General features: G+C 71.2%; 15 protein-coding genes. 7 read left to right on the plus strand and 8 right to left on the minus strand.

Going from position 1 to position 21,410, the window contains the following annotated elements; all coding sequences use genetic code 11:
• Positions 1-149: 149 nt before the first annotated feature.
• Together AB0C26_RS02100 and AB0C26_RS02105 are read right to left on the minus strand one after the other, a co-directional pair.
• Complete coding sequence (locus AB0C26_RS02100; RefSeq protein WP_360240067.1) at positions 150-674, minus strand: nucleotidyltransferase domain-containing protein; 525 nt, start codon at positions 672-674, stop codon at positions 150-152.
• A 48-nt stretch (positions 675-722) separates the two neighbouring features.
• Positions 723-1,757: a LacI family DNA-binding transcriptional regulator gene (locus tag AB0C26_RS02105; protein ID WP_360240070.1), complete on the minus strand. Its 1,035-nt coding sequence runs from the start codon at positions 1,755-1,757 to the stop codon at positions 723-725.
• Between the two features lie 163 nt (positions 1,758-1,920).
• Between AB0C26_RS02105 and AB0C26_RS02110 the strand changes: the two genes are divergently transcribed.
• On the plus strand, positions 1,921-3,270 hold the full coding sequence (locus tag AB0C26_RS02110; protein ID WP_360243463.1) for a DUF1996 domain-containing protein: 1,350 nt from the start codon (positions 1,921-1,923) through the stop codon (positions 3,268-3,270).
• A 41-nt stretch (positions 3,271-3,311) separates the two neighbouring features.
• Here the strand turns inward: AB0C26_RS02110 and AB0C26_RS02115 are convergent, their stop codons facing one another.
• The 3 genes from AB0C26_RS02115 to AB0C26_RS02125 form a co-directional block, all read right to left on the minus strand.
• Positions 3,312-3,863, minus strand: a complete 552-nt coding sequence (locus AB0C26_RS02115) for a DUF305 domain-containing protein (protein ID WP_360240073.1) — start codon at positions 3,861-3,863, stop codon at positions 3,312-3,314.
• An 83-nt stretch (positions 3,864-3,946) separates the two neighbouring features.
• Positions 3,947-6,886 carry a discoidin domain-containing protein gene (locus AB0C26_RS02120; protein WP_360240076.1) on the minus strand — a complete coding sequence of 980 codons (2,940 nt, stop codon included), beginning with the start codon at positions 6,884-6,886 and terminating at the stop codon, positions 3,947-3,949.
• 615 nt (positions 6,887-7,501) lie between these two features.
• Positions 7,502-8,602 (minus strand): ionic transporter y4hA, encoded by a 1,101-nt coding sequence (locus tag AB0C26_RS02125; RefSeq protein WP_360240079.1) that lies wholly within the window; start codon positions 8,600-8,602, stop codon positions 7,502-7,504.
• Between the two features lie 216 nt (positions 8,603-8,818).
• On the opposite strand from AB0C26_RS02125, the gene AB0C26_RS02130 reads away from it, so the two are divergent.
• On the plus strand, positions 8,819-9,856 hold the full coding sequence (locus AB0C26_RS02130; protein ID WP_360240082.1) for a glutathione S-transferase C-terminal domain-containing protein: 1,038 nt from the start codon (positions 8,819-8,821) through the stop codon (positions 9,854-9,856).
• A gap of 110 nt (positions 9,857-9,966) precedes the next feature.
• Here AB0C26_RS02130 and AB0C26_RS02135 read toward each other — a convergent pair whose 3' ends face one another.
• Positions 9,967-10,677: a MarR family transcriptional regulator gene (locus AB0C26_RS02135; protein ID WP_360240085.1), complete on the minus strand. Its 711-nt coding sequence runs from the start codon at positions 10,675-10,677 to the stop codon at positions 9,967-9,969.
• Between the two features lie 99 nt (positions 10,678-10,776).
• Complete coding sequence (locus AB0C26_RS02140) at positions 10,777-11,421, minus strand: NAD-dependent epimerase/dehydratase family protein (RefSeq protein WP_360240088.1); 645 nt, start codon at positions 11,419-11,421, stop codon at positions 10,777-10,779.
• A 91-nt stretch (positions 11,422-11,512) separates the two neighbouring features.
• Between AB0C26_RS02140 and AB0C26_RS02145 the strand changes: the two genes are divergently transcribed.
• The 5 genes from AB0C26_RS02145 (at position 11,513) to AB0C26_RS02165 (ending at position 20,083) form a co-directional block, all read left to right on the plus strand.
• On the plus strand, positions 11,513-14,287 hold the full coding sequence (locus tag AB0C26_RS02145; protein WP_360240091.1) for a DUF5691 domain-containing protein: 2,775 nt from the start codon (positions 11,513-11,515) through the stop codon (positions 14,285-14,287).
• Between the two features lie 94 nt (positions 14,288-14,381).
• Positions 14,382-15,443 (plus strand): AAA family ATPase, encoded by a 1,062-nt coding sequence (locus tag AB0C26_RS02150; RefSeq protein WP_360240094.1) that lies wholly within the window; start codon positions 14,382-14,384, stop codon positions 15,441-15,443.
• The gene (locus AB0C26_RS02155) at positions 15,436-17,886 is read left to right on the plus strand and encodes a DUF5682 family protein (RefSeq protein WP_360240097.1); all 2,451 of its coding nucleotides are present in this window, start codon (positions 15,436-15,438) and stop codon (positions 17,884-17,886) included. The genes AB0C26_RS02150 and AB0C26_RS02155 overlap by 8 nt, the downstream gene beginning before the upstream one ends.
• Positions 17,883-19,106 (plus strand): VWA domain-containing protein, encoded by a 1,224-nt coding sequence (locus AB0C26_RS02160; protein ID WP_360240100.1) that lies wholly within the window; start codon positions 17,883-17,885, stop codon positions 19,104-19,106. The genes AB0C26_RS02155 and AB0C26_RS02160 overlap by 4 nt, the downstream gene beginning before the upstream one ends.
• Positions 19,107-19,321: 215 nt before the next feature.
• Entirely contained in the window at positions 19,322-20,083 is a 762-nt protein-coding gene (locus tag AB0C26_RS02165; protein ID WP_360240103.1) for a class I SAM-dependent methyltransferase, read from the plus strand.
• A 178-nt stretch (positions 20,084-20,261) separates the two neighbouring features.
• On the opposite strand, the gene AB0C26_RS02170 is transcribed toward AB0C26_RS02165, so the two are convergent.
• On the minus strand, positions 20,262-21,404 hold the full coding sequence (locus AB0C26_RS02170; RefSeq protein ID WP_360240106.1) for a DUF5925 domain-containing protein: 1,143 nt from the start codon (positions 21,402-21,404) through the stop codon (positions 20,262-20,264).
• Between the last annotated feature and the right edge of the window lie 6 nt (positions 21,405-21,410).

Raw genomic sequence — 21,410 nt, forward strand, 5'->3', positions numbered from 1 at the left:
GCCGGGAGCACGCCCACAACCACACGAATCCGCCCCGCGAAGCGGGGATGCGTCAGGTGGACATCGTCGCTGCCACCGGTTACAGCCGGGAGCGTATCCGTCAGATCGTCCGCGAGGGCGCGTGAAGCATGACGGTCGTCCGACCGCCCTCAAGCGTGGAAGCCGGGCGGTAAGGCGAGGTTGAAGCGTTGGCACAGCAGCGGCACGTCGTGGTGGTCGGCGGGGCGGGGTGGGTAGCCGGTGTGCCAGCGGACGGACCAGGCCGGGGTCTCGCAGCGGACCTGGCGGCCGGCGATCGTGCCCACGCCGGTCAGGGCCTCGGCCGGGAACGAGAAGTTCTCGGTGGCGGGGCCGTAGTGCAGGGCTCCGTCCGGTAGCGGCTCGTAGAGGTGGAGGTCCACCCGCAGGCGGCGGCCGTCGTGCAGGACGAAATTCCATGGTCGCGTGTCGGGGCGGGGCTCGATCCGGTCGATGCCGTGGTGGCCGAGGGCGGTGACCAGCTTGGCCAGGTCCTCGGCGGGCAGGAACAGGTCGAGGTCCGCGTGTTCCCTCGTCTGCTCGCCGAGCAGGGCGTCGACCGCCCACCCGCCGGAGACGGCGAACTCGACCTGCGCGGCGTCCAGGCTGTCCACGAGCCGGACGGCGTCCGGGGCCGACATGATGTAGCGGTCCATGCAGTGGGGATACGCGACGTCACCGGTCGGCGTCCAGGCATTTTGATCTCAGGCGGAGCCTCGGCGGATCAGGGACGGCTCGTAGATCACCGAGGCGACGCGCAGGGATGGTTCCTCGACGCGGGCCAGCAGCAGGCGGGCCGCCTCGGCGGCCATGTCCTCCAGGGGGTGGCGGATCGTCGTCAGCTGGGGGGCGGCGGCGGTGGCGGCGCTGCTGTCGTCGAAGCCGATCACCGCTATGTCGCCGGGTACGGATCGGGTGACCTCGCGGAGGGCCAGTAACGCGCCCAGGGCCATCAGGTCGTTGGCCACGAAGACGCCGTCCAGGGCCGGGTTCTCCGCCAGCAGCGTACGCATGGCCGTCTCGCCGCTGGCCTGGGTGAAGTTGCCCGCCGCCGTGGGCACCCAGCCGTGCCCGTGGCGGGCCATGGCGCGGCGGAAGCCGGAGATGCGGTCGCTGCTGGCGGGGACGTCGGCCGGGCCGGAGATCATGCCGATGCGGCGGCAGCCGCGGGACAGCAGGTGTTCGGCGGCCATGGCGGCGCCGGTGTCGTTGGCCAGGTCCACGTAGTCGACCGGTACCGGCTCGGCCGGACGGCCGATCATCACGGCGGGGACGTCCGCTTCCGCCAGCATCCGCGGGAGCGGGTCGGCCGCCGGCAGGGACAGCACGATCGCGCCGTCGGCCTGGCCGCTGCGCAGGTCGCCGACGAGGCGCTTCTTGCCCTCGTCGGTACCGACGATCTGCAGAGCCAGCTGTACGCCCTCCCGGCGCAGCACGCTCATCAGCCCGCCGACCACGCGCCCGAAATAGGGGTCGGCGAAGAAACGGCCCATGAACGGGTCGTCGTCGTGGGTCTCGGAGTCGGAGACGATCAGCGCCACCGTGCCGGTGCGGCGGGTGACCAGGGATCGCGCGAGCCGGTTGGGCACGTAGCCGGTCTGGCCGACCGCCTCCCACACCACCTCGTGCAGCTGCGGGTCGACGTTGCGAATGCCGTTGATCACACGGGAGACCGTCGCCCGCGAGACCCCCGCGACCCGGGCCACGTCCTCCAGGGTCGGGGCCCTTCCGCTTCGCATGACCGTCTTTATAGCACACGGAGAGCGCTCTCCCGAGTCTGCGCGATCGCCGGTTCCGGAACCAACGGGACATTGACGGTCGTGCGCGTGGAGCGCAGACTCGGAAAGCGCTCTCCACGAGAGGAGAAAGTCTGTGACCCCGCACAGAGCGATCCCCACCGTCCTGTTGGCCGCGGCCCTCGTGTTCGTCGCCGCACCCCGAGCCGAAGCCGCCGACACCCTGCTCTCCCAGAACCGCCCCACCCTCGCCTCGTCCACCGAGAACGGCGGCGCCCCGGCCGCCGCCGCGGTCGACGGCAACCCGGCCACCCGCTGGGGAAGCGCCTGGTCCGACCCGCAATGGCTGCGCGTCGACCTCGGCGCCACGGCCGCCGTCTCGTCGGTGAAGATCACGTGGGAGGCCGCGTACGCCAAAGCCTTCCAGCTCCAGACCTCGGCCGACGGCACCGCCTGGACCACGATCTACAGCACCGCGAACGGCGCCGGCGGCACCCAGACCCTCCCGGTGACCGGCCAGGGCCGCTACGTCCGCGTCTACGGAACGCAACGTGGCACCGGCTACGGCTACTCGCTGTACGAGTTCCAGGTGTACGGCTCGTACACGAGCCCGCCCCCGACCGACGGCCCCGGATACGTCCCGGCCGATCCCCCGGTCACCGGCGTGACCCCCTCAACCGCTGTACCGCCCGACACCAATCCGCCCACCACCCACCACGAGTTCCAGGCCAACTGCTCGGTCAGCCGCTCCAACCTCAACGACGACCCGATCGTCTTCCCCAAGCTGCCGGGCGCCTCGCACTCACACACCTTCATGGGCAACACGACCACGTACGCGGGAACCACCCTCGCCACGCTCCAGGCCGGTGGCACCTCGTGCATCACGCCGGGTGACAAGACCGGCTACTGGATGCCGACCCTGCTGAACGGCGACACCGCCGTCCAGCCCATCGGCCGTCAGGTCATCTACTACAAGTCCGGCGTGATCGATTACCGCAGCGTGCGGCCGTTCCCGGCCGGCCTGCGCTACGTCGTCGGCAGCCCGCAGGCCACCCTCGAGGACTTCCGCAACAGCCCCGGCGCCGTCGAGGGCTTCGAGTGCGGCGACAGCTCCTTCAACTGGGACATCCCCGCCACCTGCGCCCCGGGCACCCAGCTCAACGCCCGCATGCAGGCCCCGAGCTGCTGGGACGGCCTGCACCTGGACACGCCCGACCACAAGAGCCACATGGCGTACCCGGTCCTCGGCGTCTGCCCGGCCGACCACCCGGTCGCCGTTCCGATGATCGAGTTCAAGATGGCCTGGCCGGTCAGTGGCGACATGCGCAACGTCCACTTCTCCAGCGGCCGCGGCTATTCGTTCCACTACGACGTCTTCAACGCCTGGGACGCCCCGACCCTGGCCGCCCTCACCAGGCACTGCATCAACGGCGGCCTGCAATGTGACCCGCGCGGTTTCGACCTCTACAAGCCGGACCGCGGCGCCGCCCTCAACGAGAACTATCAACTTCCCTGACGTACGACGAGGGCGCCGATAACCAAAAATCGGCGCCCTTCTCAATCAGTGGTGCTGATTGTGGACAGCGCCACTTCCCTGGTCCGCAGAATTTGCAGAGCCAATTGCCGGGTCTGGCCTTCGATCCCGGATTTGCTCTCGCTGCGGGCCAGGTTTTGGCTTTGCACCAGATGTTCCCGGATGCGCTTGGTGACGGTTACGTCGAACGCCGGGCCGGCGAGCTTGGACGCCTCGGTGACCTGCTCGGGCGTCACCATGCCCGGCATCGGCATGCCCTCGTGCGGGTTCTCGGCGGGCAGCCCGGCCCGCGTGTGCAGCTGGCGCAGCGTGCCCAGCTCGGCCTGCGTGAACGCTTTGACCTGCGTGGTCAGGGCCAGGGTGTCGGGATCGGTGGTACGCCGGGGCGGCAGCTCGAGCAGGGGGAGCAGCTGCTCGTCCATCGCGATGTTGATCTCGATCCAGGCCAGGTCGGTGCCACCGAACGAGGCCTGGATCGAGGCGCTGGGTGCGGGGGTCTCAGCGGCGTCTCCCGTTGCGGAACAGCCGCCCAGGACGAGGGTGGTGGCCAGAAGGAGACGGGGAATTCCATTCACGTTCGCGAGTCTGGCGTTTTTCCGGTCGTGGTGTCAATGAGTTGATATTCATCTCGGGTAACGAAATAGACCCGGCCGAAAAGTCAGTAGACGCCTAGTTCCCAGAGGGAGTAGCCGTAGGTGGTGGCCCGCGCGGTTCCCGTTACTCGCACGTAGCGGCCCGACCCGGTCACTGTCAGATCGTCGAATCCGCCGTCACCGCTCGACGTGGCGTAGATCTGACTCCACGTGGTGCCGTCGGTGGACGTTTCGACGCGGTAGCCGGTGGCGTAGGCGGCCTCCCAGGCCAGCTGGAGGTGCCGGATCGGCTGGACCGAGCCCAGATCCACCTGGAGCCACCCGGACGCGGCCCACTCACTGGCCCATCGTGTTCCGTAGTCGCCGTCGACGGCGTACGACGGAAGCTGTGGTCCGTTCGTGCCGGTGGGTTGATAGCTGGAGGCCGTGGTGGGCTTGCCGCGGGCCAGGTTGGTGCCGGCGATGACCGGCGGGACCACGCGGACCGACTTCTGTTCGATGCCCACGTTGCCGTGGCCGTCGAAGGCGTACACATAAATCTTCCAAACGCCCAGCTTGTCGGGGGCCTTGGCGGTGAAGGAGCCGGGTCCGGTCTCGGTGAAGGTGACGTTGGCCAGGCCGGTGGCGCCGGTGATGTGCTTCTCGGAGTACATGAGGTTGTAGCGGATCAGGTCGCCCTGCGGGTCGGAGACGTTGACGGCGACGGGGAGATCACCGCCGGCCGGCACCGAGGTGGGCACCGTCATCGAGGTGATCTCGGGCGGGGTGTTCGCGGGAGCCTGACCAGTGTAGGCCCGCTGCAGCGAGTAGTAGCCGTGCCGCCGCCAGCCGCCGGTGAAGGTGTTGAGCCAGACGCCACCGAAGTCGTTCTCGAGGCCGTAGTGGAACTCGGTGGCGCCGAGCGCGACCGTCGGATGCGCGTCGATCGCATTCCAGCTGTTCGTATAACCATCGCGTTTCTGCAGATCGGAGGGCTCGGTGGGTACGCCGTTGACGTCGTTGGGCACCTCCCACTCACCGGCCGGTCCGGCCTCGGTGACGATGTACGGCTTGGTGTAGCCGCCCGCGACCCAGTCGTTGTAGACATTGCCGATCGCGCCGTACGAGTTGACGGCGAGCAGGTCGAGGTCGGGCGCGTACTGCCTGTAATAGGACCAGGCCCCGGTGTACGCGTCGGTCGAGGTGACCGGGTGGTTCGGGTCGGCGGCGTGGATGGCCTGCGCGACCTGGTTGACGAACTTGGCGTACCCCACGCGGCGCGCCTCGACCTCGGACGCCGGCAGGCCGTGGTCCTGCATGGTGAGGATGACCTCGTTGCCGACGTCCCACATCAGGACGCCGGGCTGGTTCTTGAGGGCATTGACCCGGTTGACGATCTCGCTCTTGACCGAGTTCATGTAGGCGGTGTCGTTGACGTAGTCGGCGCCCTGGTTGAGCCAGTGCCCGACGATCACCTTGACGCCCTGCCGCGCGGCCCGATCGAGCAGTGTGGGCGTGTTGGCGTCGTCGATTCCCCAGGTACGGATCGTGTTGACGCCCATGTTCCTGAGGTCACGCATGTAGCCGTCGGCGGCCGCCTGCGGTGGCCCGTACGTCAATCCCTTGACCTGGAAGTTCGCGCCGTCGACCTGAAGTCGCCAGTTGCCCCGGGTGCCGGTGACCTTGACGACGGACGGGCCGGCGGGCGGCGCCGGATCGGTCATCGGGGTGGGCGTGACACCGGAAGCACGGGCGACGGAGACGGAGTCGACGCTGAGGACGCCGCCGGAGGTCGTGTCGGCGGTGGGGGTGGTGCGGCCGGCGATCGCGTTCGGCAGGGAGCCGCCGATCGCGAGATCGAGGCGGAGGAAGAAGCCGTGGTGTACGGCGGCCTGCCACGCCGCCACGCCCACCTGGGATTCCCGGACGACCCAGGTCTGGCGGCCGTCCAGATAGAACCGGATCTCCTCATCGGTCCTGGTCCGGTCGATGACCTGCGAATACTCGTGGTACCCGGTCTGGCAGCCGGTGCAGGAGGCGAGCCCGGAGGAGCGGCCGTTGTACTCACCACAGGGCCCGTCCGGCGCGGTCCCGCAGTGCAGCGTCTGCGCGAGCTGACCACGGCCGTTGACGTCGGTCATGATGTCGGTCTCGCCGACCTGCGGCCAGTTGGTGTGGTTGCCGCGGTACGCGGCGCCGGTGGCCCGGAAACCCGGCCAGTAACCGAGAGCATTGGCCACATCCGGCTGCTTGATCACCGCGGAGAACCGGGTCAACTGCCCGGCGAGCGGTTCGAAGTCGGTGCGCTGCGTCTCGACGCGCCCGGAGGTCCAGGCACCGGACCCGTCGCGGACGGCCCGGATGGTGAGCTTGCCGGCGCCGTCGAGCGTGACGTTCGAGGTGGCGGCCGTCTCGACCGACCCGGTGCCCCAGTTCGCGGCGCCGCCGGGATAGGAGGTGCCGGTACGGACGAGCCAGTTACCGGTGTTCAGGGACGTGCCGTCGAACGAGTCCGACCAGACGGTGGTGAAGGCGTCGGCGGGCGTCGAGGGGGTGCCGAAGACTTTGAACTCCCACAGCGAGTAGCCGTAGCCGCCGCTACGGGCGGTGCCGTAGAGGCGGACATAGCGCCCGCTGCCACTGACAGCGAAGGTTTCGGTCCCGCCGGCGCCCTGCGAGGTGCCATAGACCCTGGTCCAGGTGGTGCCGTCGGTCGAGGTCTGGATTTCGTACGCCCGTCCGTAGGCGGCCTCCCACTGAAGGCTCACCGAGCTGATGGTGGCGACGGCACCGAGATCGACCCGCAGCCATTGCGGATCGGCGAACTGACTGGACCACCGCGTCCCGGCGTTCCCGTCGGTGGCATTGGCGGCGGAGGTGTCCCCACCCTCCTGCGAGGAGGCGGTGGTCGGCCGGCCTTGAGAGAGCAGGGTGTCGGCCGCGGCCCGGGCCGGCCCTGAGGCAACGGTCAGGAACGCCGCCACCAGCGACAAGAGGACAATGGGGATGACTTTGCGAGTGCGCAAGGGGACTCCTGGGGATGGGAAAGCGCTCTCCGACAGTGCCCGCAGTGTTGCCCCGCAGTTTCACGCGTGTCAATAGAATCCGCCGGTTCCGGTCCTCCTTCGGAGAGCGATTTCCCGCTGCACGGAGGTTCTTGTCTCCCGCGGTTTAGACCGCCTTCTCACGCCGAAACAGGTTCTTCGCCCGCCTGACCACCTTCGCGCGCGCCTCGGCAACGATCCGAGCGCCCCGCTCTCGCGCGCCTCGGCAACGATCCGAGCGCCCCGCTCTCGCGCGCCTCGGCAACGATCCGAGCGGCCCACTCTCGCGCGCCTCGGCAACGATCCGAGCGGCCCACTCTCGCGCGCCTCGGCAACGATCCGAGCGGCCCACTCTCGCGCGCGGGGAGCACCGTCATCCACCACGCGCGACTTCCATGCCACAGCGAGGCGATGCCACCCTGCGGCAAGCCGACTTGCGGCAAGGCCAACCCCGGCAAGGCCCCGGGCTGGGCGCACTACGAGCAGCCAAAAACGCACGACGGGCCAGCGGCCGGAAACGCGCTACGGGCCGGCGGCCAGAAACGCATCACGGGCCGGCGGCCAGAAACGCATCACGGGCCGGCGGCCAAAGACGCGCTACGGGCTGGCGGCCAGGAAGAGGAAGGCGGCCAGCAGCGCCAGGTGGACGCCTCCCTGGAGGACGTTGGCTCGGCCGGGGACGATCGTGAGAGTGCCGACGACGACGGTGAGGGCCAGCAGGACCATCTGGGTGCCGCCGAGGCCGAGCAGGAGCGGGCCGGGCAGCCAGATCATCGCCAGCGCGATCGCCGGGATGGTCAGCCCGATGCTCGCCATCGCCGAACCGATCGCCAGGTTCAGGCTGGTCTGAATGCGGTCGCGCGCGGCCGCCCGAACGGCCGCGATCGTCTCCGGAAGCAGAACCAGCAGGGCGATCACCACGCCGACGACCCCGTTGGGCAGGCCGACGTTCTGCACCGCCGACTCGATCGACGGTGACACGCCCTTGGCCAGACCGACCACGGCGACCAGCGCCACCAAAAGCAGCCCGACGCTGGTGAGCGCGGCCCGCTTGCTCGGCGGCTCGAGGTGCTCCTCGGCGTCGATCACCTTGCCCGACGTGGTGATCGGAAGGAAGTAGTCGCGGTGACGTCGCGTCTGCACGGTGACGAACAGACCGTAGAGCGCGATCGAGGCGACGGCGGCGAACGCGAGCTGGGCCGGCGAGAACTGAGGGCCGGGCCGGCTGGTCGTGAAGCTCGGCAGGACGAGGCTGAGGGTGGCGATGGTGGCCACCGTGGCGAAGGCTCCGCCGGTGCCCTCAGCGTTGAACACCGCGACGTGCCGGCGGAGCGCCCCGACGAGCAGGGAGATACCGAGCAGCCCGTTACAGGTGATCATCACGGCCGCGAAGACGGTGTCCCGGGCGAGCGACTGCGTCTTTTCGCCGCCGCTGATCATCAGCGTGACGATGAGAGCGACTTCGATGATGGTGACCGCCACGGCGAGGACCAGCGACCCGAAGGGTTCGCCGACCTTGTGCGCGACCACCTCGGCGTGGTGGACCGCAGCCAGAACAGCGCCGCCGAGCAGCAGGGCGACGATGACGACGGCGGGCGGCGGCAGGTCCCGCCCCCACGTGAGCACCAGGGCGGCGATCGCCACGACCGGGACGACGACGGTCCAATGAGCTAGATTGCTGCGAATCTTGGCCTCCACCCGGCAACTTTGCCAGACCGGACGCTCCGGCACCGCCCGGGCCGGGATTTCGTCTGCGGCCCCGTTGCGCCGCCATGCCCGAATTTGGCGGCTCAGCCTGCGCGCCGCGCGCCACCGTGCCCTGATTCGGCGGCTCAGCCTGCGCGCCGCGCGCCACCGTGCCCGGATTCGGCGGCTCAGCCTGCGGGCCGCGCGCCGCCGTCGCAGGATGAGGGCATGGCTTACGTGAACCCGTCCGGCGAGTTCAACCGGGACCAGCGGTACATCCCGACCCGCATCACCGAGGACGGCCGCGATGGATATCCGGTGGAGCCCGGCCGTTACCGCCTGGTCGTCAGCCGGGCCTGCCCGTGGGCGAACCGGGCGATCATCGTGCGGCGGTTGCTGGGCCTCGAGGACGTGCTCTCCATGGGCATCGCCGGCCCGACCCACGACGAGCGCAGCTGGACCTTCGACCTCGACCCGGGCGGCCGGGACCCGGTGCTCGGCATCGAGCGCCTGCAGGAGGCCTACTTCGCCCGCTACCCCGATTACGACAAGGGCATCACCGTGCCGGCGATCGTCGACGTGCCGACCGGGCAGGTCGTCACCAACGACTTCGCGCAGATCACCATCGACCTGTCGCTGGAGTGGACGCGGTACCACCGCACGGGCGCGCCGCAGCTCTACCCGCCGCATCTGCGGGAAGAGATCGACAAAATCAACCGGTACGTCTTCGCGGACGTGAACAACGGCGTCTATCGCGCGGGTTTCGCCGGCACGCAGGAGGCCTACGAGAAGGCGTACGCCCGCCTTTTCGCCCGCCTGGACAAGTTGTCGGACCTTCTGGCGAACCAGCGTTACCTGGCGGGCGACACGATCACGGAAGCGGACGTGCGGCTGTTCACGACGCTGGCCCGCTTCGACGCCGCGTATCACGGCCACTTCAAGTGCAACCGGAGCAAGCTGACCGAGATGCCGGTCCTGTGGGCTTACGCCAGGGACCTCTTCCAGACGCCGGGCTTCGGCGACACGATCGATTTCATCGACATCAAGAAGCACTACTACGTGGTCCATAAGGACATCAACCCCACCAGAATCGTTCCGGCCGGACCGGACCTCACCAACTGGCTGACTGAACACGGCCGCGAAAAGCTGGGCGGCCGCCCCTTCGGCGACGGCACTCCCCCACCCCCACCGAAGCCCGCCGAGGCCGTCCCCGCTGGACACGGCCCCGACGCCGGCGGCCTCACCGGCACGAACGCCGACGGCTGATGCCGACCGGGCGGCTGCCGACCGGGTAGCCACCGCACAGGCTGCTGCCCGGTGGCAGCCACCCGATCGGACGTCGAGGGCGCGGCGGTGGTGAAGGCCGCGCCGGCCGGTCAGGACCGGCCCCGCCCGCGGCCCCGTCCGCCGCGCGCGTCGCCCGGCCCACCGTCGCGGGCCGGACCCCACCAGCGCGCGTCACCGGTGACGCGGGCGCCGCCCGAAACGCGCAACACCTCTCGCAGCAGTTCGTCGAGCTGCTGGAGCTTCTCGGAGGGCAACTCCTCGAGAAGGCGTTGCTGCTCGGCGAGCCCGGCTCCGACCGCCCGTTCGACCACCTCGTAGCCCGCCTCGGTCAGGCGGACCAGGACGCTCCGGCGATCGCTCGGCGACGGCAGCCGCTCGATGAGTCCGGCCTTCTCCAGCCGGTCGAGGCGGGCCGTGGTGCCACCGGTGCTCAGCATCATCGAGGCGGCGAGCTCGCCCGGCGAGAGCTGGAAGGGATCGCCGGCGCGGCGCAGAGTGGCGAGCACGTCGAACTCGGGACGGCCTATCCCGAATTCGGCGTAGGCCCGTTCCACCCGCTCACCGGCGATGCGGGAAAGGTCGGCGATCCGGTCGAAGACAGCCATGGCCGTCGTATCGAGGTCGGGACGCTCGTGTGCCCATTGGTCGACGATCCAGTCGACGCCGTCGCGGCTCGCCGTCTGGCCCCCATCGCGTGGGCCATGGAAACCACCGGCGGACGGGTGCGAGAGCGGCACGCGCTCGTGAGGGTGGTCGAGCCCTGCGGCCAGGTCATCAGCCAGGTGTCCATCCGTCTCCACCTCACCATTGTCTCGATGTCGAGCTTCTTGACAACGAGAGGCTAGCGGGCTTTTATCTCGATGTCGAGATACTTTCCGTCGAGGGAGTTGGCGATGAGATCAGCGCAGCTCGGCGTTCTCCACGATGTGCTGGGGAAAGCCGACCCGGACCGCCCTCAGCATGGCCTGCCCGACCCGGTCGGTGGTCGTGACGTAGCGGGGAGCGACCCGCTGAAGGAGCGGAATCACCGGCCCCAGGAGCGTGTAGACGGTGTTGTACCAGCCGGTTTTCGACCGGACACCCCGCGTGGGCTGGATGATGCCGGGCCGGAAGGCATAGCCGTTGGGCAGCAGGTCGATGATCTCTTGCTCGGTACGGCCCTTGACCCGCGCCCACATCTGCCGGCCCTGCGGAGCGGTGCCCGCGCCCGACACGTAGACAAAGGTGGTCTGCGGGTCGAGCTCGGCGAAGGTACGGGCCGCGGCCATCGGATAGTCGTACGAAATCCGGGCGTACTTCGCCTCGTCCATGCCCACCGACGACACGCCGAGACAGTAGAAACAGGCGTCGTAACCCCGCAGCTCGTCGCGGATGGGGCTCAGATCGGCGAAATCGTCCAGCCGGACCTCCCGCAGGCGGGGATGCGAGACCCCCGTGGGCGTACGGATCACCGCGAGCACCTGTTCGACGTCCGGCGCCAGCAGGCTCTCCCGCAGGACGCCCTGACCGACCATGCCGGTCGCACCGAAGACCACGACCTTCATCATTTCTCCTTCTCGGTCGGTTCGATCATGGCACTCGCCGAGGCGATCCGGTGCCGGGAAAACTGTCGTACCCGCGGCCTAGGGTTTTCTCGTGTCCGTTGAACGATGGTCCACCGCGCAAGTCGAGACGCTCGCCCCCGACGCCGCCTCGATCAAGGCCGGCCGCGGCCTCTCCGCGCCCCTGTCGTGGTCGGCGACCGGGCGGCTCGACGACATCCTCTGGGGACAGTGCCGGGGCTATCAGGTGTGCGTCGACCTGACCGGCCCGGCTTACCGGTGTTCCTGCCCCAGCCGCAAGATCCCGTGCAAGCACGCCCTCGGTCTGCTGCTGCTCTGGGCCGACACCGGCGTGGCGACGGCACCGGCGCCCGATTTCGCCCGGGAATGGCAGGCGGCCCGCGCGGCCAAGGCGACGGCCAAGCCGCGGTCCGCCGCCACTCCCGATCCGGCTGCCGCGGCCAAGCGGGCCGAGCAGCGCGCCGAGCGGGTGGCCGGCGGCATGACCGAGCTGCGCCGCTGGCTCGACGATCAGATACGCCAGGGCCTGGCCGGTGCCCAGCGGGCCGGCCATCAGCCGTTCGAGGCGATGGCCGCCCGCCTGGTCGACGCGCAGGCGCCCACCGCAGCGAGCGCCGTGCGCCGCCTCGGCACCGTGGCCGGCATCGGGCCGCACTGGGCCGACCGTCTGCTCGGCGAGCTGGCCCTCCTCCGCCTGCTGGTCACCGGGTACGACCGCCTCGCCGAGCTGCCACCCGAGCTCGCCGCCACGGTCCGTACCCGGATCGGCTTTCCCGTCGCCACCGAGGACGTTCTGGCCGGCCCGCACGTCACCGACCGCTGGCAGGTGCTGGGCCAGGTCGAGGTCGACGACGGCGCGCTGACCACCCGGCGCACGTGGCTGCGCGGGTCGCGGGGCCACTTCGCGCTGATCCTCTCGTTCGCCGCGCCCGGCCAGCCGCTCACCTCCGACCTCGTGCCGGGCACGGAGTTCCGGGGCGAGCTGGCGTTCTACCCGGGCGCGGCCCCACTGCGCGCGCTCGTCGCGAGCCGCGACAGCGCGGCCGAACCCTTCAGCGCTCCCGACGGCGCGGCCACGATCACCGACGCGCTCCTGAGCTACAGCGTCACGGTCGCCGCCGAGCCCTGGCGGTTCGACGCTCCCGTTCTGCTCTCCGGAGTGACGCCGAGCGACGACGGCTGGCTGGTCGACAGCACGGGCGCCGCCCTGCCGCTGGCGCCCGGCCACAGTGAGCCGTGGTGGCTGCTCGCCGCGGCCGGCGGCCGGCCCGCGACAGTGGCCGGCGAGTGGTCGCCCGCCGGTCTTCGCCCCCTCGCCGCGTGGGCCGACGGCGGTTTCGTGGCCGCCGGCCCGCCGATGCCCACCGCGGGCGCTCCCCGGCGGCCCGAGCTGCCACCCGAATTGCTCGCGGCCGCACTGGTCGGGACGAACCGGCGGCCGTGGTCCGGTGACTCGCCGCTGCTCGACACCGCCGCTGTCGCGCTCACCCGGCGCCGGGCCGGCGTCCAGCCCGCCACCACCGGCCATCCGGCCGTGGCCGCCGCCCCGGTCGAGACCACGGCCCCGCTGCCGGGTCCCGCCGGGGCGAGGCTGATGCGCATCCTGGGCGAGGGCGTGCCCGGTGGCGCGCAGCTCGCACAGGAACTGCTGAGCCAGTGGCTCGCGGCCGCGCGCGAGCTCGGCGCGCACGTTCCACCGGTCGCCCTGCCGGCGCTGCTGGACGCCGGCCGCCGCAACTCGATCATCCGGCCCGCGCTGGCCCAGGTCGCCGGCGCGCGGGGCGTGTGGCTGGCCGGGATGCGCGACGAGTGGCGCTGGCTGCGTGACGAGGCGCAGTCGCCGTCACCGGCCGCCGCCTTCGACTGGCAGACGGGCAGCTCCGGCGAGCGGCTCGGCCATCTGACCGCACTGCGGGCGACTGATCCCGGTGGCGCCCGCGAGCTGGTGGAGAGCACGTGGTCGCGGGATTCCTCCGACGACCGCGCGCGCTTCATCGCCGCGCTCGCCACCGGCCTGTCCATGGCCGACGATCCGTTCCTCGAGCGCGCCCTCGACGATCGCCGTAAGGAGGTCCGCGAGGCCGCGCTCGAGCTGCTCCGCCGCCTGCCCGGCTCCGGCCTTCGCGACCGGATGGCGCAGCGGGCCCGCGCCGCCGTGCGACGGGAACGCCGCGTGATCGGGTCCGACCGTTTGATCGTCACCCCGCCCGGCGAACTCGACCCGGGTCTGCGGCGTGACGGCGTGGCCTCCACGCCGGCGCGCGGCACAGGTGTGAGCGCCTGGCTGCTCGAGGAGATCGTCGCCGGGGCGCCGCTCGACACGTGGTCCGACCCCGCCACGATGCTGCGGCTCGCGCGGGGCAACGACTGGGAGTCCCCGCTGCTGCACGGCTGGGCCAAGGCCGCGGTGGCGCAGGAGGAGGTCGCCTGGGCAACGATCCTGCTCAACGAGGTGAGCGGGACGCTGCGCGAGTCGGTGCGGTGGGACCTGCACCTGGTGCTGCCGGCCGCCGAGCTGGGCCGGCTCGCGGCCGACGCGCTGCGCCGCGAGGACCCGATGGCCAATCGGCTGCTCGCCATTCATCCGGGCCGCTGGCCCGACGAGTTGTCGGTCGCCGTCCTCGAGACCATCGCCCACCGGGCCCGTAACGACCGGCACAGCTGGCAGCTTGGCGAGCTGTGCCGCGCGGCCGCGCTGGCCATGCCCCCGGCATATGCGGATCTGGTCGGCCGCCTCGCCCTTCAGCTCGACCAGGAGCCCGCCGACGCGTCCCGGGTCAGACCGGTCGCCGACCTGGCCCGCACGCTGACGTTCCGCCAGGAGATGTTCGACGAATTGACGACCTAGACCGAGATCCACAACGGAATTTTTGTCAGAGGTACCCAGTAGCGTTTTCACCGGAAAGACCGGCCGGACGGGCCGTCAGACATGAGGAGTTCGCGTGACCGCACTGCGCCCGCACGCCGAGGATCAGTACGCCGAGGAGCTGGCTCTGCTCGCCTCCACCGACGACCGTCCCCGCCCGCCCGGCTGGCGTCTGTCGCCGCAGGCCGTGGTCACCTACCTGCTCGGCGACGGCGCGAAGATCACTCCGAAATACGTGGGCCCGCGCCGCCTCATGGAGGTGGCGGTGTCCACGCTGGTCACCGACCGGGCGCTGCTGCTTCTGGGCGTGCCCGGCACGGCCAAGACGTGGGTCTCCGAGCACCTGGCCGCCGCCGTCTCGGGCGACTCGACGCTGCTGGTGCAGGGCACGGCCGGCACGGCTGAGGAGGCGATCCGCTACGGGTGGAACTACGCGCGGCTGCTGGCCGAGGGCCCGACCGACGCGGCGCTCGTGCCGAGCCCGGTCATGCGGGCGATGCGGACCGGCTCGATCGCCCGCCTCGAGGAGCTCACCCGGGTGCCCTCCGACGTGCAGGACGCGCTGATCACCATCCTCTCCGAGAAGACGCTGCCGGTGCCGGAGCTCAACACCGAGGTGCAGGCCGAGCGCGGATTCAACCTGATCGCGACGGCGAACGATCGCGACCGCGGGGTCAACGAGCTCTCCAGCGCGCTGCGCCGACGCTTCAACACGGTGGTGCTGCCCGTCCCGGCCTCCGCCGACGACGAGGTCGAGATCGTGGCCAGGCGTGTGGAGCAGCTCGGCCGCTCGCTCGACCTGCCCGAGGTTCCGGCGGCGCTCGATGAGATCCGCCGGGTGGTGACCGTCTTCCGCGAGCTGCGCAGCGGCCTCACCGAGGACGGCCGCACCAAGCTGAAGTCTCCGACCGGCACCCTGTCCACGGCCGAGGCGATCTCGGTCATCACCAACGGCATGGCGCTGGCCGCCCACTTCGGCGACGGCCGTCTGCACCCGGGCGACGTGGCCGCCGGCATCGTCGGTGCCGTCATCAAGGACCCGGTCTCCGACGGCGTCGTCTGGCGCGAATACCTCGAGACGGTCGTGCGCGAGCGCGCCAACTGGCGCGATTTCTATCGGGCCGCCCGCGATGCCTGAGCGGCTCTACGGCATCCGTCACCACGGCCCCGGATCGGCGCGGGCCGTGGTGCAGGAGCTCGCCCGGCAGCGCCCCCAGGTGTTGCTGGTCGAGGGCCCGCCGGAAGCCGACGGGCTGGTGCGGTGGGTCGCCGGTAACGGACTCGAGCCGCCGGTCGCGCTGCTCGGCTACGCCGCCGACGATCCGCGGCGGGCGGCGTTCTGGCCGTTCGCCGTCTTCTCCCCCGAGTGGCAGGCGATCCGATGGGCCGTCGAACACGACGTGCCGGTCCGCTTCTTCGACCTTCCCTTCGCCTACCGCCTGACCGGCGACAGCCCCGGGCCGACGCCGTCCCCGGCGAAACCCGACGCCGACCCGGCTGGGCCGGATGACCACGCGGAGCCGGACACGGACGGGTCCGAGCCCGCCGACGCCGGGCCGGACGACCACTCGGGATCACCGCCGGACGGGGAATCGGGCCCTCGCCGGCCCGTCGACCCGATCGGGGAGCTGGCCGCGGCGGCCGGGTACGACGATCCCGAGCGCTGGTGGGAAGACGTCGTCGAGCACCGGGGCATGCCGGCGTTCGAGGCGATCGCCGAAGCCATGACCGCGATCCGGGACAGCTCTCCCGAGGATCCCGACGACCTGGTGCGCGAGGCGTACATGCGTACTGTCCTGCGAGAGACCCGCAAGCAGTACGACGAGATCGCCGTCGTCTGCGGCGCCTGGCATGTGCCCGCGCTGACCCGGAAGGTCGCGATCAAGGACGACGCCGCGTTGCTCAAGGGGCGCCGGAAAGCCAAGGTCGATTTCACCTGGGTCCCGTGGACGTACGGGCGGCTGGCCTCGTGGTCCGGTTATGGCGCCGGCGTGCGGTCCCCGGGGTGGTACCACCATTTGTTCACCTCGGCCGACGAGGTGGTGCCGCGCTGGCTGGTCGACGCGGCCGGCGTACTGCGGGCCGAGGGTGTGCCGACCTCGTCGGCGCACGTCATCGAGGCGGCGCGGCTGGCCGAGGCGCTGGCGACCATGCGCGGACGGCCCCTCGCCGGGCTGGCCGAGGTCACCGAGGCCGCCGAGGCCGTGATGTGCGACGGCGAGCCGCTGCGGGTCGAGCTGATCAACCGCAAGCTCGTGGTGGGTGAGCGCCTGGGCGCCGTGCCCGACGACATGCCGGCTGTGCCGCTCGCCAAAGACCTCGCCGCGCAGCAGCGGGCGGCCCGGCTCAAACCGGAAGCCCTCGAGCGCGCCCTCGACCTCGACCTGCGCAAGGAGACCGATCTGCGGCGCAGCCGGCTGCTGCACAGGCTCCGCACATTCGACGTGCCCTGGGGCGAGCCGACGGCCACACGGCGGGGCACCGGTACGTTCCGCGAGGAGTGGCGGCTGCGGTGGCAGCCGGAGTTCGCCATCCGCCTCGTCGAGGGCAGCATGTACGGCACGACCGTGGCCGCCGCCGCCACGGCCAAGGTGGTCCGGGCGGCCGATCGGGCGGAAACGCTGGCCGACGTGACAGCGCTGGTCGAGACGTGTCTGCTGGCCGACCTCACCGAGGCGTACCCGCAAGTGCTCGCCGCGCTCGACGTGCGCGCGGCCCTCGACGCCGACATCAACCATCTGATGGCGGCGATCCCGGCGCTTGCGCGCACGCTTCGGTACGGCGACGTTCGCCGCACCGACGTGGCCGGGCTGGCGACGGTGACGGCGAGCCTGCTCGGGCGGGTCTGCGCGGGGCTGCCGTCGGCGGTCGGCTCGGTCTCCGACGAGGCCGCCAAGCTGCTGCGCGACCGGATCGACGGGGTACACGCGGCGGCGGGCCTGCTCGAGGACGACGATCTGCGGGAACGCTGGCTGTCCACGCTCGAGTCGGTGGCCGGGCGGGCCGACCTGCACGGGCTGCTGGCCGGGCGGCTCACCCGGCTGCTGCTCGACGCGGGCCGGCTCGACGGGGCCGAGGTGCGCCGCCGGCTGCGTCTGCCGTTGACCGTCGGCACGCCGCCGGCGCACGGGGCGGCCTGGGTGGAGGGTTTCCTCTCCGGCGGCGGTCTCCTGCTCGTGCACGACGACGCCCTGCTGGCGCTGCTCGACGACTGGCTCGCCGACATCGCGGCCGACGCCTTCGACGACGTGCTGCCGCTGCTGCGGCGGACCTTCGGCGCGTTCGACGCGGGCGAGCGGCGGGCGATCGGCGAACGGCTGGCCGGTCCGCGAGCCGCGCCGGAAGACGAGGCGGGAAACCTCGGCTTCGACCCGGAACGGGCCGACCTTGCCTTGCCCACGCTTACCGCTCTGCTGGGCCACGAGATCAGCCCGAACGCCAGCACCCGCACGACCGTAAGCAGCATCGGCACGGCCAGCGGCGGCGCGGGCAGTGCGGGCGCTGGCAGTGGGGGCGCAGGCAGTGCGGGCGCGCCCGTGGGGCTGGCGGCTGGTGTGCATGCGAGCTTGGAGGGGCGATGAGCCAGGGCGAGGGTACGGCCGAGGCGGGTGCCGTGGATCCGGCGAAGCGGGAGCGGCTGCGGCGCTGGCGGATGGTGCTCGGCGGGTCGTCGGAGGAGGCGCTGGGCAAAGCCGAGGGGCGTGACGGCGCGATGGACTCGGCGCTGGCGGCGCTCTACGACGCGGGCGGGGCCGACGGCGAGGGTGAGCGCAGCAGCAAGCGGTCGGCGGGGCTGGGCAGTTCCGCGCCGAAGGTGGCCCGGTGGCTCGGCGACATCCGTGAGTACTTCCCCAGCACCGTGGTGCAGGTCATGCAGTCCGACGCGATCGATCGGCTCGACCTGACCCGGCTGCTGCTCGAGCCCGAGATGCTGGCGGCGGTGGAGCCGGACGTCCATCTGGTCGGTACGCTGCTCTCGCTCAACCGGGTCATGCCCGACAAGACCAAGGACGCGGCGCGCCAAGTCGTCCGTACGGTGGTCGAGCAGTTGGAGAAGCGCATCGCGCAACAGACCCGCGCGGCGGTGAGCGGGGCGCTCAACCGGGCCGCCCGGATCAACCGCCCGAAGCACGCCGACATCGACTGGGACCGGACCATTCGGGCCAACCTCAAGCACTACCAGGCCGAGCACCGCACGGTGATCCCCGAGCGGCTGATCGGGTACGGGCGGCGGACCACCGCCGTACAGCGGGACGTCGTTCTCTGCGTCGACCAGTCGGGGTCGATGGCGGCGTCCGTCGTGTTCTCCGGCGTGTTCGCCGCGGTGCTCGCGTCGATGCAGTCGCTGCGTACGTCGCTCGTCGTCTTCGACACCGCGGTCGTCGATCTCACCGACCAGCTCGACGATCCGGTCGAAGTGCTCTTCGGTACGCAGCTCGGCGGGGGCACCGACATCAACCGGGCGATCGGCTACAGCCAGCAGCTGATCACGCGGCCGCGGGACAGCATCTTCGTGCTGATCAGCGACCTCTACGAGGGCGGCGTACGGGAGCAGATGCTGCGCCGGGTCGCGGAGATGACCGCGGCCGGGGTGCAGGTGGTCGTGCTGCTCGCCCTCTCGGACGAGGGAGCGCCGGCCTACGACCATGAGAACGCGGCGGCGCTGGCCGCGCTCGGGGTGCCGGCCTTCGCCTGTACGCCGGACGCGTTCCCGGAACTGATGGCCGCCGCCATCGAGCGCCGCGACCTGAAAGCCTTCGCCGAGCGCCTCACCGACGAGCGAAAAGCGGACGGCCGATGACGCCGAACGCAAGCGGGCGGCCGATGACGGCGAGCGGAAAGCGAACGACCGATGACGCCGAACGGAAAGCGGACGACCGATGACGCCGAACGGAAAGCGAACGACCGATGACGCCGAACGGAAAGCGGGCGGTCGAAATCGGGGCCGGAAGGCGGGTGGTCGATGACAGTGGGAACGGGTTGTGAGCGCCTGGAACGGTAACTAGCGTTAGCGGCATGAGTGCTTACTTGAGCAACCCGCTGGTGTGGCAGGAAAGCTGGGACCGTCAGCAGGAAGCGTTCATGCCCGACCGGGAGGAACGGTTCCGGGCGATGCTCGACGCGGTCGGGGCGGTCACCGGCGGGGAGCCGCCACGAGTGCTCGATCTGGCCGGTGGCACCGGCACGATCTCGTTGCGGACGCTGGCGCGGTTCCCGGGCGCTACGGTCACAGTTCTCGACCAGGATCCGGTGCTGCTGGCCATCGCCGGCGCGTCGCTGCGGGAGCGGGCGACGATCGTCGACGCCGACCTCGGTGACTCGGGCTGGCGGGCGAAGCTGCCGGAGGAAGGGTTCGACGCGGTGCTGACCGCAACGGCCCTGCACTGGTTGCCGGCCGAGCGGGTGGCGACGCTGTACGGGGAGATCCGGGAGGTGTTGCGGCCGGGCGGGATCTTCGTGAACGCCGACCACATGCCGGAGGACTCGCTCCCGACGCTGTCGGGGCGGCTGCGCGATCACGCCCGGGAGCTGCGCGAGGCGCGCTACGCCACGGGGGCGGCCACGTCGTGGGGCGACTGGTGGGCGGCCGCGGCGGCCGACGAGTTCCTGGCGCCGAAAGCGGTTGAGCGCGAACGGATCTATCCGGCGACGCGCCACAGCCAGGAGTGGACGCCGCCGGCGCTGTGGCACGTCGACGCCCTGCGCGTGGCCGGCTACACCGAGGCCGGCGTCCTGTGGCGTGGCGGCACCGACGCCGCCGTCGTCGGCCTGCGCTGACCACGAAGCGAGAAGACGCGAGTAAGGACGCGGAACGGCGCCGCCCCGAAAGCCCGGGAAGCAGAACGGCGCCACACCAAAAACCCGGGAAGGAGGACGGCGCCGCACCAGAAAGCCTGGGAAGCAGGACGGCGCCGCGCAAGCAGGCCAAGGAAGCAGGGAGCACGGGCGGAGCTGGTTACAGGTACATGCCTGTGGTGGGCTCGGTTTTGGGGACTGTTACGGGCTCGGTGCCGGTTTTGAGGGCGTACAACTCGGCCAAGGTGGCGCCCGATGGGGGTACGCCCTGGGCGGTGCCCAGCCAGGCCACCGCCTCGGGGTAGGGGAGGCGGCCCACCTCGATGCTGGCCAGGCAGCGGCCCGGGCGGACCACCGCCGGGTGCAGGGAAGCCAGGTCCTCGTTGGTGGTGATGGCGATCAGCGCGTTGCGGCCCTGGCCGAGCAGGCCGTCCGTCAGGTTGAGCAGGCGGGACAGGGACTGGCCGGCGCTGGCCTTGGCCTCGCCGCTGATCAGCTCGTCGCAGTCCTCCAGCATGAGCAGGCGCCAGCGGGGCTCGTCCTCGTCGTCGCTGCCCAGGGCCACACTCATCAGGTACGCCGGGTCGCTGAACAGGCGCTCCGGGTCCAGCACGCAGTCCACCTGGCACCACGAGCGCCACTGCTGGGCCAGCGCCCGCAGGGCCGTCGTCTTGCCGGTGCCCGGTTCGCCGTGCAGCAGCAGGAGGCGGCCGTTCACCGCCGTACCGTCCAAAGCCATCAGCTTTTCCAGCGTCCGCGTCACCGGGCCGGCGTAGTTCGCCGAGATGTCCGCCCAGGGGGCCGCGTCGATTTCGCGCTGGACTCGGCGGGGGCCGTGCGGGCCGAAGTGCCAGAAGCCGATCGGCACGCTGTCGCTTGTCGGGGCCGGCTCCTCCACCGCGTCCCTCGTCGCCGTCTCGAGGATGGACTCGGCCAGCTCGGCGGTGACCGCGGTGACCGTCACCCGCGCCCGGCGGCTCTGCTTCCAGCGGGTGACGTGCAGCGTCCAGCCCTCGCCGACCGACAGGCGGCCCTGGCCGTCCTCGTCGATCGCGTCGCGCACCAGGCGGGCGCCGTCGGCGGTCAGCGGGGCGTCCGCCTTCACGTTCTCCAGGTAGCGGCTGCGCCCGAACGGCTCGCGGCCGGTGACGAAACCGTCCAGCGCGAGCAGATCCACCACGTCGACGAGGCGGTCGCCGTCGTCCACCGCCCCGGCCAGGGGCAGCGGCGCGGCGACGGCCGGCACCACGGCAGCGTCGTGCCGGGTGCCGAGCCGGTCAACGGCCTGGTGGGGAGTGCGCATCACTCC

Origin of the sequence: Actinoplanes sp. NPDC048796, assembly GCF_040650035.1 — a bacterium.
Taxonomy (GTDB): Bacteria; Actinomycetota; Actinomycetes; order Mycobacteriales; family Micromonosporaceae; genus Actinoplanes.

Bases quoted from the DNA above. Each gene is read 5' to 3' on its own strand.
- AB0C26_RS02170 (WP_360240106.1), bottom strand. From the start codon at position 21,404: ATGCGCACTCCCCACCAGGCCGTTGACCGGCTCGGCACCCGGCACGAC.
- AB0C26_RS02165 (WP_360240103.1), top strand. From the start codon at position 19,322: ATGAGTGCTTACTTGAGCAACCCGCTGGTGTGGCAGGAAAGCTGGGAC.
- AB0C26_RS02100 (WP_360240067.1), bottom strand. From the start codon at position 674: ATGGACCGCTACATCATGTCGGCCCCGGACGCCGTCCGGCTCGTGGAC.
- AB0C26_RS02160 (WP_360240100.1), top strand. From the start codon at position 17,883: ATGAGCCAGGGCGAGGGTACGGCCGAGGCGGGTGCCGTGGATCCGGCG.
- AB0C26_RS02140 (WP_360240088.1), bottom strand. From the start codon at position 11,421: ATGAAGGTCGTGGTCTTCGGTGCGACCGGCATGGTCGGTCAGGGCGTC.
- AB0C26_RS02155 (WP_360240097.1), top strand. From the start codon at position 15,436: ATGCCTGAGCGGCTCTACGGCATCCGTCACCACGGCCCCGGATCGGCG.
- AB0C26_RS02105 (WP_360240070.1), bottom strand. From the start codon at position 1,757: ATGCGAAGCGGAAGGGCCCCGACCCTGGAGGACGTGGCCCGGGTCGCG.
- AB0C26_RS02130 (WP_360240082.1), top strand. From the start codon at position 8,819: ATGGCTTACGTGAACCCGTCCGGCGAGTTCAACCGGGACCAGCGGTAC.